The organism is Pseudacidovorax sp. 1753, assembly GCF_040544975.1.
Taxonomy (GTDB): Bacteria; Pseudomonadota; Gammaproteobacteria; order Burkholderiales; family Burkholderiaceae_C; genus Xenophilus.
In genome coordinates this window covers 276,631-285,917 of record NZ_JBEPKY010000001.1, presented here as the reverse complement: position 1 = coordinate 285,917, position 9,287 = coordinate 276,631, and the positions used below count along the sequence as shown (strand labels likewise).

12 protein-coding genes are annotated in these 9,287 nt (G+C 68.6%); 10 read left to right on the top strand and 2 right to left on the bottom strand.

All coding sequences use genetic code 11. The features are described from left to right. Positions 1–3: 3 nt before the first annotated feature. From pcnB to ABIC63_RS01340, 4 genes are all read left to right on the top strand, one after another. The gene (gene pcnB, locus ABIC63_RS01355; RefSeq protein ID WP_294367106.1) at positions 4–1,644 is read left to right on the top strand and encodes a polynucleotide adenylyltransferase PcnB; all 1,641 of its coding nucleotides are present in this window, start codon (positions 4–6) and stop codon (positions 1,642–1,644) included. A gap of 95 nt (positions 1,645–1,739) precedes the next feature. After that, positions 1,740–2,192, top strand: coding sequence for a 2-amino-4-hydroxy-6-hydroxymethyldihydropteridine diphosphokinase (gene folK / locus ABIC63_RS01350; protein ID WP_354318400.1), 453 nt, complete (start codon positions 1,740–1,742; stop codon positions 2,190–2,192). 99 nt (positions 2,193–2,291) lie between these two features. After that, positions 2,292–2,936, top strand: a complete 645-nt coding sequence (locus tag ABIC63_RS01345; RefSeq protein ID WP_017759823.1) for a DUF47 domain-containing protein — start codon at positions 2,292–2,294, stop codon at positions 2,934–2,936. A gap of 19 nt (positions 2,937–2,955) precedes the next feature. Then, positions 2,956–3,966, top strand: coding sequence for an inorganic phosphate transporter (locus ABIC63_RS01340; RefSeq protein WP_354318399.1), 1,011 nt, complete (start codon positions 2,956–2,958; stop codon positions 3,964–3,966). A 28-nt stretch (positions 3,967–3,994) separates the two neighbouring features. Here the strand turns inward: ABIC63_RS01340 and ABIC63_RS01335 are convergent, their stop codons facing one another. After that, positions 3,995–4,495 carry a TM2 domain-containing protein gene (locus ABIC63_RS01335; RefSeq protein WP_294367114.1) on the bottom strand — a complete coding sequence of 167 codons (501 nt, stop codon included), beginning with the start codon at positions 4,493–4,495 and terminating at the stop codon, positions 3,995–3,997. 9 nt (positions 4,496–4,504) lie between these two features. Then, positions 4,505–5,032 carry a GNAT family N-acetyltransferase gene (locus ABIC63_RS01330; RefSeq protein WP_294367118.1) on the bottom strand — a complete coding sequence of 176 codons (528 nt, stop codon included), beginning with the start codon at positions 5,030–5,032 and terminating at the stop codon, positions 4,505–4,507. Between the two features lie 156 nt (positions 5,033–5,188). Here ABIC63_RS01330 and rpsP point away from each other — a divergent pair, with 156 nt between their 5' ends. From rpsP to ABIC63_RS01300, 6 genes are all read left to right on the top strand, one after another. Further along, positions 5,189–5,464, top strand: a complete 276-nt coding sequence (gene rpsP / locus ABIC63_RS01325; protein WP_294367120.1) for a 30S ribosomal protein S16 — start codon at positions 5,189–5,191, stop codon at positions 5,462–5,464. A 17-nt stretch (positions 5,465–5,481) separates the two neighbouring features. Continuing rightward, entirely contained in the window at positions 5,482–6,042 is a 561-nt protein-coding gene (rimM, locus tag ABIC63_RS01320; RefSeq protein WP_017759818.1) for a ribosome maturation factor RimM, read from the top strand. Positions 6,043–6,077: 35 nt separating this feature from the next. Then, entirely contained in the window at positions 6,078–6,836 is a 759-nt protein-coding gene (gene trmD, locus ABIC63_RS01315; protein ID WP_354318398.1) for a tRNA (guanosine(37)-N1)-methyltransferase TrmD, read from the top strand. A gap of 148 nt (positions 6,837–6,984) precedes the next feature. Continuing rightward, a complete protein-coding gene (gene rplS, locus ABIC63_RS01310) occupies positions 6,985–7,368 on the top strand; it encodes a 50S ribosomal protein L19 (RefSeq protein ID WP_017759816.1) in 384 nt (127 codons plus the stop codon). 88 nt (positions 7,369–7,456) lie between these two features. Further along, positions 7,457–8,215, top strand: a complete 759-nt coding sequence (locus ABIC63_RS01305) for a CoA pyrophosphatase (protein ID WP_294367132.1) — start codon at positions 7,457–7,459, stop codon at positions 8,213–8,215. A gap of 75 nt (positions 8,216–8,290) precedes the next feature. Next, a complete protein-coding gene (locus ABIC63_RS01300; protein WP_294367135.1) occupies positions 8,291–9,286 on the top strand; it encodes a CobD/CbiB family protein in 996 nt (331 codons plus the stop codon). Position 9,287 lies beyond the last annotated feature (1 nt).

Sequence of the window (9,287 nt, the reverse complement as noted above, 5' to 3'; positions counted from 1 at the left end):
TCCATGATCAAGCAATTCATCGACAAGATCCTGGCCAAGACGGGCTCGGCCCGCGGCAGCCGTTCGCGCTTCGGCAAGCGCCAGGAAGTGGATGCCAGCGTGCACCGCATCGACCCCGCGCTGGTGGACGAGCGGGCCAAGAATGTGGTGACCACGCTGCAGCAGGCCGGTTTCGAGGCCTACATCGTGGGCGGCGCGGTGCGCGACCTGCTGCTGGGCCTCAAGCCCAAGGATTTCGACGTCGCCACCAACGCCACGCCGGAAGAGGTCAAGGGCCTGTTCCGTCGCGCCTTCATCATCGGCCGGCGCTTCCGTATCGTGCACGTGGTGTACGGCCGCGGGCGCGAGCACGAGGTGATCGAGGTCTCGACCTTCCGCGCCTACATGGAGGCCGGTGCCGCCGAGCAGGTGGCCGGCAACGAGCGCACCAGCAAGAGCGAACTCTCGGCCATGAAGCATGCCGTGGATGCCAGCGGCCGCGTGCTGCGCGACAACGTCTGGGGGCCGCAGGACGAGGACGCCGCGCGGCGCGACTTCACCGTCAACGCGATGTACTACGACCCGGCGCGGCAGATCGTGGTCGACTATCACAACGGCATCCGCGACGCGCACAAGCTGGTGCTGCGCATGATCGGCGACCCCGCCACCCGCTACCGCGAGGATCCGGTGCGCATCGTGCGCGCCATCCGCTTCTCGGCCAAGCTGGCGGCGCTGGGCTTCAAGATGGACGCCAAGACGGCGGCGCCGTTGGTCGAATCGGCCCGGCTGCTGGCCGACGTGCCGCAGAGCCGCATGTTCGACGAGATGCTCAAGCTGCTGCAGACCGGCCATGCGCTGGCCAGCATCGCGCAGCTGCGCACGCTGGGTCTGGCGCGCGGCATCTATCCGCTGCTCGACGTGGTGGTGGAACGCGCCGACCTGCCCTTCGTGAAGGCCGCGCTGGCCGACACCGACCGCCGCGTCGGCGAGGGCAAGCCGGTGGCGGCCAGCTTCCTGCTGGCCTGTGTGCTGTGGAGCGACGTGCGCGAAGGCTGGCAGGCGCGCCTCAAGGAGCGCCCGGGCCAGCGTGCACAGCCGCCGATCCCCGCGCTGCAGGACGCCATCGACGACGTCTTCAACACCCGCATCGGCGACGTGTCGGGCCGCGGCAAGCTGGCAGCGGACATGCGCGAGATCTGGATGATGCAGCCGCGCTTCGACAAGCGCGTCGGAAGCACGCCCTACGGTCTGGTGGAGCAGGCACGCTTCCGTGCCGGCTTCGACTTCATGCGCCTGCGCGCCGACATCGGCGAGGTGGATGAGGCCATCGCCGAATGGTGGCAGGAGTTCAGCACCGCCGACGACATCCGCCGCGAGGACCTGATCGAGCAGGTGCGGGCGGAGCAGCGCAAGGCGCAGTCGGGCAGCCGCGCGCCCCGCGTTCACACGCGCAGCCCTCGTGCCGCGGCGCCTGCGTCGACGGGCGGCGGTGAACCGGCCGAGGCCGCCCTGGGCGAACAGACCGGCGATGGCGAGGAGGCCCTGGTGCCCGCAGACGGCGAGGGCGGGGCACCGCGCAAGCGCCGCCGGCGCCGCAAGCCGCGCAGCGGCGGCGGCGCGGCGGGGGGTGGCGACGCGGGCGGCTCCTCGCCCGACGCGGCGTGAGCCTCGCGCCGGGCACGCCGACGGGCGCACCCATCGCCAGCGACGCTGGAGGTCACCCCGTCCCAGGCAAGCACGCCGTACCCGAAGTGCCCTGCGTGCGCGCCTACGTGGCGCTTGGCGCCAATCTCGGCGACGCCCAAGCGGCCGTGGTTCGTGCACTCGCCGACCTTGGCGGCCTGCCGCAGACGCGTCTGGTCGCCCGCTCCAGCCTCTACCGCAGCGCGCCCGTCGATGCCGGTGGCCCGGACTTCATCAATGCGGTCGCCGCCCTCGAGACGCAGCTGTCGCCGCTCGATCTCCTTGACGAGTTGCAGCGCCTGGAGCTCGAGGCGGGCCGCGAGCGTCCGTATCGCAACGCGCCGCGCACGCTCGATCTGGACCTGCTGCTCCATGGCGATGCCCGCATCGCCGAGCCGCGCCTTGTGGTGCCCCATCCGCGGATGCATGAGCGGGCCTTCGTGCTGTTGCCGCTGGCGGAAATCGCGCCCGAGCAGGTCGACGCGGCGCAGCTCGCAGCCGTGGCGGGCCAAGCCATCCAACGCCTCTGAAGCACCCGTTGGGGGCGCCGGCAGGCGCCGCCCTTTACACTTGCGGGTTGCTCGGGTGTCATCACCCTGTCGCATCTTTCGTGTAAGGACGCCAATTTCATGCTCGGCAAGCTGCTGCCCCGCGAGGGCAATTTCTTTGAGATGTTCAACCAGCATGCCGAGCGCATCGTCGAGGCCGCACGGGCTTTCGAACAGCTGGTTGCCAACTACAACGACGTGCACCTGCGTGAGCAGTACAACCGCGACGTCGACAACGCGGAGCGCGCGGCCGACCGCGTGACCCACGACGTCAACCTGCTGCTGCACAAGACCTTCATCACGCCCATCGATCGCGAGCAGATCCACAAGCTCATCAACACGATGGACGACGTGGCCGACCTGATCCAGGACTGCGCCGAGACCATGGCGCTGTACGACGTGCGGCAGATGACGGACGAGATCTCCCGCCTGACCGCCCTGTCGGTCAAGTGCTGCGGCCGTCTCAAGGATGCCGTCAAGTACCTGGGCAAGATCGCCGATCCCGCCGTGGCCGAGGCCACGCTCAAGACCTGCGAAGAGATCGACCGCATCGAATCCGACGCCGACCGCGTCATGCGCAGCGCCATGAGCAAGCTCTTCCGCGAAGAGCCCGACGTGCGCGAAGTGATCAAGCTCAAGGCCATCTACGAGCTGCTGGAAACGGTCACCGACAAGTGCGAGGACGTGGCCAACGTGATCGAGGGCATCATCCTCGAGAACTCCTGATCCGCCGGGAGCAATCTCCATGGCAACGGTGCAGGTCGCCCTCTGGGTGGTGGTGGTGCTGGTCGCGCTGGCCGTCGCCTTCGACTTCATGAACGGCTTCCACGATGCGGCGAACTCCATCGCCACCGTGGTGTCCACCGGCGTGCTCAAGCCGGGCCAGGCGGTGCTGTTCGCCGCCTTCTTCAACTTGATTGCCATCTTCGTCTTCCACCTCAGCGTGGCGGCGACGGTGGGCAAGGGCATCGCGCATGCCAACGTGATCGACGTGCACGTGGTGTTCGGCGCGCTGATCGGGGCCATCAGCTGGAACCTGGTCACGTGGTACTACGGCATTCCCAGCAGCTCCTCGCATGCGCTGATCGGCGGCATCGTGGGCGCCGTGATGGCCAAGACCGGCACCTCGGGCCTGGTGGGCGCCGGTATCTGGAAGACGGTGGCCTTCATCTTCGTTTCGCCGCTGCTGGGCTTCCTTCTGGGTTCGCTGATGATGGTGGCCGTGGCCTGGATCTTCCGCCGGGCCACGCCCTCCCGGGTGGACCGGTGGTTCCGGCGGCTGCAACTGGTCTCTGCCGGCGCCTACAGCCTGGGCCACGGCGGCAACGATGCCCAGAAGACCATCGGCATCATCTGGATGCTGCTGCTGGCCACGGGCTATGCCTCCGCCGCCGACACCTCGCCGCCCACCTGGGTGGTGGTGTGCTGTTACACGGCCATTGCCCTGGGCACCATGTTCGGTGGCTGGCGCATCGTGCGCACCATGGGCCAGAAGATCACCAAGCTCAAGCCCGTTGGCGGCTTCTGCGCCGAGACGGGCGGGGCGCTGACGCTGTTCCTGGCGACGGCGCTGGGCATTCCCGTGTCGACCACGCACACCATCACGGGTGCCATCGTCGGTGTGGGGTCCGTCCAACGCGCCAGCGCGGTGCGCTGGGGCGTGGCGGGCAACATCGTGTGGGCGTGGATCTTCACCATTCCCGCTGCTGCCTTTGTGGCGGCCATCGCCTACTGGCTGAGCATGCAGCTGTTCTGAGGCGGCGGGGCGCCGGCCTGCCGCCTGCTCATTGCGAGATGCGGCGGCCTTCCTCGATCTGGTGCTCGAAGTAGCGCTGGAAGCTGAAGACGATGCTCGACATCAGCACCGTCGCGCCGATCAGCAATGCAAGCACGACGGCACCGATGGTGAACCAGTTGGTGCCACCCGGCGCCGCATCGGGCGCGAGCTGGGGGTTGTGCTTGGCGTTCCAGCGTTCCGGCGTCATCAGGCCGTAGATGATGGCCATCAGCGCGCAGCCCGCGATGGTGAAGCCCAGGAACGGGATGAGTACCCAGCTCCAGCCGTCGTCCAGCCCGTACATGCGGGCCCGCTCGACGCCGTAGAGGCCCAGAGCGGTCGGGATCGGCAGCAGCCAGCCCAGCATGTCGCCCAGGCCGTGGAGGTAGAAGCGGTGCAGCCCCAGCGGGCCGCCAACAAAGGCGAGCCACGCTGCGAGGGTCTTGCTGCGAGGGCTGCGCACGGAAACGGCGGCGGGGACGGTCCTGGCCGGGGTGTCGACGGTCATAGCGGTTCCTTATTCGGGTGACGTGCTGCTGCCTTCGCCGAGCACCTTGTCCATCAGCACCACGTCGCGCCACTGGCCGAACTTCCAGCCGCAGTCCTTGATGACGCCGACGTGGGCGAAGCCCAGCTTGCGATGCACGCCGACCGAGCCGGCATTGGCCGAGTCGCCGATCACGGCGATGAGCTTGCGCACACCGGCTGCCTGCGCGGCAGCGACCAGGGCTTCAAGAAGCCGTGCGCCGAGGCCCATGCCGCGTGCGGCGTCGGCGATATAGATCGAGTCCTCGGCGGAGTAGCGATAAGCGGGCCGCGGCTTGAACCAGTTGCAGTAGGCGAAGCCGAGCACCTCGCCGGCCTCGCTCTCTGCCACCAGATAGGGCAGGCCCTTGGCCAGAACGTCGGCCCGGCGGTTGGACATGTCGACCTGGGTCGGGGCGTCGGTCTCGAAGGTGCCCGTGCCATTCAGGACGTGATGGGCATAGATGGCCGTGATGGCCGCGAGATCTTCGTCGCGGCTGGGTCGAATGGTCAGGTGCATGGAAGCGGGGGTGCGGAAGGGCGCTATACTCGCGGGCTTTTCAGCGTGTCGCTGGCCGGGTGGCCATGTCGCGTGTCTCAACGCTGGAGAAGAATTCACCGGCCGATCCCAGGCATTCCCAGAAACCTGCGGCTGGCTCCACCCCAAGGATAAATCATGGTCGTCATTCGACTCTCCCGCGGCGGCTCCAAGGGCCGTCCGTTCTTCAACATCGTCGTTGCCGACAAGCGCACCCGTCGCGACGGCCGCTTCATCGAGCGTCTGGGCTTCTACAACCCCACCGCCCGCGGCGGCGAGGAAAGCATCCGTATCGCCCAGGACCGCCTGGCCTACTGGAAGAGCGTTGGCGCCCAGGCTTCGCCCACCGTCGTGCGCCTGATCAAGCAGACCGGCGCCGCCGCCCCTGCCGCCACCGAGCAAGCCGCCGCCTGATCGGCGCGCCGTCGCCGATGCTGCCCACGCTCGACGCTGCCGAACTGCCGGCGGACGCCATCGAAGTCGGGCGCATCGTCGATGCCTGGGGCATCAAGGGCTGGTTCAAGGTCCTGCCCCACAGCGCCGAGCCCGAGGCGCTGTTCACTTCCAAGCGCTGGTTCCTCCAGCCGCCTGGCAACGGTCGCCAGGTCTTTCGACTTCCCATCCGAGAAGCCCGCGAGCACACCGACTGCATCGTGGCGCATTCCGATGAGGTGCCCGACCGCAATGCGGCCGAGGCCCTGCGCGGTGCCCGCATCTTCGTGCCGCGCTCCCTGTTCCCGACGCCGGGAGACGACGAGTACTACTGGGTCGACCTTGTCGGCCTGTCGGTCGTCAACCGCGAAGGCGTGGCCTTGGGCACGGTGCGTGAACTGCTGGCGACCGGCCCGCAGACCACCCTGGTCCTCGAGGTGCCGCCGACTGCTGAAGGCGACAAGCCTGGCGAGCGGTTGATTCCCTTCGTCTCCGCCATCGTCGACAAGGTCGATCTGGCCGGCCGCCTCATCGTGGCCGACTGGCAGCCCGACTACTGAGCGGCTGGCCCACTGCCGCCTGCACGCGGACGCGCATGCGCTTCGACGTCCTGACCCTTTTCCCGGAACTGTTCGCGCCCTTCCTCGCCAACGGCATCAACCGGCGCGCCTTTGCGTCCGGACAGGTGGACGTGCGCTTCTGGAATCCGCGCGACTTTGCCGAAGGCAATTACCGGCGCGTCGACGACCGGCCTTTCGGCGGCGGGCCCGGCATGGTCATGATGGCCGAGCCCCTGGCCCGTTGCGTGGAGGCTGCCGTTGCCGACCGGGGTGAGGCCTCGCCCGTGGTCCTTTTCTCGCCCGTGGGCCAGCCACTGCGCCACGCAGTGGTGACCGAATGGGCGGCGAGTGCCGGGGCGGTGCTGATCTGCGGCCGCTACGAGGGACTGGATCAGCGCTTCATCGATCGCTACGTGACCCATCAGATCAGCCTGGGCGATTTCGTGCTGTCCGGCGGCGAACTGGCGGCGCTGGCGCTGCTCGATGCCGTGGCACGGCTACAGCCCGGCGTGCTCGGCGACGCCGACAGCCATGCGCAGGACAGTTTCAATCCCGAGCTGGATGGCCTGCTCGACTGCCCGCACTACACGCGACCCGAGGTCTGGCGCGACATGTCCGTGCCGGCGCCCCTGATGTCCGGCCACCACGCCCAGATCGAGCGCTGGCGGCGGGAGCAGCGGCTGGCGCTGACGGCCGAGCGCCGGCCCGACCTGATCGCCGCGGCCCGCGCCCAAGGCCGTCTCCAGCCGCTGGACGAGCAGTATTTGCAGCAACTGCCGCAGCCCACGCTATAATCGAAGGCTTTTCGATCCTCTGTCCGGCCGCGGCCCTCGTCCCGAGGCTCGCCCTTGTGGATCCGGCGCCTTCTTCGCAACTCGCGATAGTGCAGGCACCGGCAGCCGCCTTCAGTGCAGCGCGGACACGATCCTTTCGCAGGAAACCATGAACCTCATCCAGACCCTCGAGCAAGAGGAAATCGCCCGCCTGGGCAAGAAGATCCCCGCGTTCGCTCCTGGCGACACCGTGATCGTCAGCGTCAACGTGGTCGAAGGCACCCGCAAGCGCGTGCAGGCTTATGAAGGCGTCGTCATCGCCAAGCGCAACCGCGGCCTGAACAGCGCCTTCACCGTGCGCAAGATCTCCAGCGGCGAAGGCGTCGAGCGTACCTTCCAGACCTACAGCCCGCTGATCGCCGGCATCGAAGTCAAGCGCCGCGGCGACGTGCGCCGTGCCAAGCTGTACTACCTGCGCGAGCGCAGTGGCCGTTCTGCCCGCATCAAGGAAAAGCTGCCGGGCAAGGCCTCCAACGCGGCCGCCGCGAACTGATTCGCGACGTGCAGGCAGGACCGGTCACCGCTCCTGCCGTCCTCACAGGGCCGCCTTCGGGCGGCCTTTTTCATTGCAGTGCACCGCCATGTCCCTGAGTCCTGAACCTCCTTCTTCCGGTAGCCCGGGCCATGCACCGCCCGAGGTGGTCAACGCGGTCGGCACGCCGGCCGGGGCGGTGACGGATCCGCGCGCCGTGCCGGTGACCCGCATCGACCGCGACCTGCCCGCGGTGCCTGCCGCCCGTCTGACGGCTGCGGCCCTGCGCGAGCGCTTTTCCACGCCCCACAGCGTGACGTGGACCCCCGAAGTCCGCAGGGAGCCGAGCCTCACGCGCCGCAACCCCGCCCCTGCTGCCGTCCTCGTGCCGATCGTGCAGCGGGATGAGCCCACGGTACTGCTGACCGAACGCGCCACCCGCATGTCCACGCACTCGGGCCAGATCGCCTTTCCGGGCGGGCGGGTGGATCCCGGCGATTCCAGCATCGCTGCCGCGGCCTTGCGTGAGGCGTGGGAGGAGGTGGGACTGGAGGCGGGCTTCGTCGAGGTGCTGGGTGAACTGCCCACCTACACCACCATCACCGCCTTTGTCGTGACGCCGGTCGTCGCGCTGGTGCAGCCCGGCTTTGTGCTGCGACCCAATCCTGCCGAGGTGGCGGATGTGTTCGAAGTGCCGCTGGCCTTCCTGATGAACCCTGCCCACCATCGTCGCCATCAGGTGGAAGGCGAGGGCCCCGCGGCGCGGCACTTCTTCTCGATGCCGTACCAGGACGGCAGTCGCGAGCGCTTCGTCTGGGGCGCCACAGCGGGCATGCTGCGCAATCTCTACCGTTTCCTGGTCGCATGACGGCACTGTGCGTGCCAGCGATGGCTGCGCCGCCGGAGTCCGTGGCGGGCTTCAGGGCCGTCTTATGATTCCTCGATGAGCTTCTTTGCCATCCTGTGCGCGCTGCTGATCGAGCAGGTCCGGCCGCTGGCATCCGACAACCCGGCAGCTCGCGCGGCGCTGGCCTGGACACGCTGGACGAGCCGCAACTTCGATGCCGGCAAGCCGCACCACGGATGGGTCGCATGGTCGCTGGCCGTGGGGGTGCCCAGCCTGCTGGCACTGGGGCTGCACTGGCTGCTGATGCTCACGCTGGGCGCGCCCTTTGCGCTGGTCTGGGGCGTGGGCGTGCTCTACGTCACGCTGGGCTTCCGACAGTTCAGCCATCACTTCACGGAGATTCGCGACGCGCTGGATGTGGGCGACGAGGCGCTCGCGCGCAGCCTGCTCGCACGCTGGCAGCGGGTCGACGCGGCCGAGCTGCCGCGCAGCGAGATCGTGCGACACGTGATCGAGTACTCGGTCATTGCGGCGCACCGCCATGTGCTGGGCGTGCTTGCCTGGTTCTCGCTGGGTGCGCTGCTGGGCCTGGGGCCGGCCGGGGCGGTGTTCTATCGCATGAGCGAGTTCGTCGGCCGCTATTGGGCCTACAAGCACAACGCCATGAGTCAGCCGGCAAGCGTCTGGGTGCAGCAGGCCGCGGACCGCGCATGGACGGTGATCGACTGGCTCCCCGCCCGCATCACGGCCCTGGGCTTCGCGGTGGTCGGTAGCTTCGAGGAAGCCATCGACTGCTGGCGCAACGACGCGCGTCATTTCGCGGGAGTGAACGATGGCGTGATCCTGGCTGCCACCTCGGGGGCGCTGAATGTGCGCCTGGGTGGCGAGCAGTTGCGGCCCAGCCGGCCGCTGGCCGACGCGCTGGTGGATGCTGCCGACCAGCCCGGTCCTGCCATGTCGGCCGGTGGCGGCACGGCGGGGCGAGAGCCCGAGCCGGCCCATCTGCGCAGCGTCGTGGGCCTGGTGTGGCGCTCGGTGGTGCTGTGGATGCTGCTGCTGGCGCTCTTGACGCTGGCGCGCCTGCTGGGCTGAA

Bases quoted from the DNA above. Each gene is read 5' to 3' on its own strand.
- ABIC63_RS01340 (WP_354318399.1), top strand. From the start codon at position 2,956: ATGGCAACGGTGCAGGTCGCCCTCTGGGTGGTGGTGGTGCTGGTCGCG.
- ABIC63_RS01335 (WP_294367114.1), bottom strand. From the start codon at position 4,495: ATGACCGTCGACACCCCGGCCAGGACCGTCCCCGCCGCCGTTTCCGTG.
- pcnB (WP_294367106.1), top strand. From the start codon at position 4: ATGATCAAGCAATTCATCGACAAGATCCTGGCCAAGACGGGCTCGGCC.
- rplS (WP_017759816.1), top strand. From the start codon at position 6,985: ATGAACCTCATCCAGACCCTCGAGCAAGAGGAAATCGCCCGCCTGGGC.
- ABIC63_RS01305 (WP_294367132.1), top strand. From the start codon at position 7,457: ATGTCCCTGAGTCCTGAACCTCCTTCTTCCGGTAGCCCGGGCCATGCA.
- trmD (WP_354318398.1), top strand. From the start codon at position 6,078: ATGCGCTTCGACGTCCTGACCCTTTTCCCGGAACTGTTCGCGCCCTTC.
- ABIC63_RS01330 (WP_294367118.1), bottom strand. From the start codon at position 5,032: ATGCACCTGACCATTCGACCCAGCCGCGACGAAGATCTCGCGGCCATC.
- ABIC63_RS01345 (WP_017759823.1), top strand. From the start codon at position 2,292: ATGCTCGGCAAGCTGCTGCCCCGCGAGGGCAATTTCTTTGAGATGTTC.
- rpsP (WP_294367120.1), top strand. From the start codon at position 5,189: ATGGTCGTCATTCGACTCTCCCGCGGCGGCTCCAAGGGCCGTCCGTTC.
- rimM (WP_017759818.1), top strand. From the start codon at position 5,482: ATGCTGCCCACGCTCGACGCTGCCGAACTGCCGGCGGACGCCATCGAA.
- ABIC63_RS01300 (WP_294367135.1), top strand. From the start codon at position 8,291: ATGAGCTTCTTTGCCATCCTGTGCGCGCTGCTGATCGAGCAGGTCCGG.